General features: G+C 49.3%; 2 protein-coding genes. Both read left to right on the forward strand.

The window, feature by feature from the left end; translation table 11 throughout:
- A partial coding sequence (locus B4F73_RS16795) for a hypothetical protein (RefSeq protein WP_414651860.1) occupies positions 1–108 on the forward strand: 108 nt, incomplete at its 5' end.
- Between the two features lie 6 nt (positions 109–114).
- The gene (locus B4F73_RS01460) at positions 115–672 is read left to right on the forward strand and encodes a hypothetical protein (RefSeq protein ID WP_290478729.1); all 558 of its coding nucleotides are present in this window, start codon (positions 115–117) and stop codon (positions 670–672) included.
- Positions 673–927: the final 255 nt, after the last annotated feature.

A 927-nucleotide genomic window follows, 5' to 3' on the forward strand; every position in this document is an offset into this window, starting at 1 on the left:
ATCATCATGCCGCACTCAACCCGCCGCCGAGTCGCCAAATCCCTCCGGGCCCTGGCCAACAAGCAGCTGGAAAACCCCTGGAAGAAGCACGATAATATTCCGTTGTGAGGTCGGTTGATCCAGTTAGAAAGACAAGTAGATATCCTAGCGCGCCTGATCGAACGATCGCGCGCGTATTTCGACTTGTACAAATTTATTGAAGGTAGCGATTATCGTCCGCAGATAATCGATCAGATGAATGAATACTTTTGGTTCTTTCGATTCCAAGGGCACATTTTGAGGTATGTGCTCATTGTTGAACTGGGCGCGTTGTTCGAGAAAACGAATAAAAGTGTGTGTTTCCAGTCTGTGTTAGAACGTGTGAAGTCCCGGATTCATCATGTTAAACACGCGGAACTCACGCAAGTGCTTGAGGGCACTCACGTAGTTTCAAGTAAGGTTAGCACCCTGCGCAATAAGGCTTTTGCTCATCGTGATTCACGATTGGATTTTGACGATGCATTTAAGGAAGCAGGTATCACGCTCAATGAAATTGAATCGTTGATTGAAGCGTCTAAGGCATTGGCGGATAAGCTTTGCGACGAGTTTGAAGTAAGACCGCCGGCTTTTACAACCGTTGAGACCATCGGCGATTGCAAGCGGCTTTTTAGACAGCTTGGAAGCGAAGTGTAGGCGAGGTTCGTCTAGTAATGCATTGGCCTCGCACTGCTCGTTACTAGTCATCCCGGAATTTGCGCAGCAAACATGCGGGACCCAGTTTTCGCAATCCCGCGCTCGTGCCTCGACTTCGCTCAGCATGAGCGCTCGGCAAGGAAGGGTACGTTCAGGTGTAACCGACAAAAGATCAGCCAGTTGACCTCAACCTAGGTTGAGCAATTACAACACGGCCTTACTCTCAGCATGCGCATGAAAGGCCCGTCCATGATC

This window comes from Hyphomonas sp. UBA3601 (assembly GCF_002375605.1).
Taxonomy (GTDB): domain Bacteria; phylum Pseudomonadota; class Alphaproteobacteria; order Caulobacterales; family Hyphomonadaceae; genus Hyphomonas.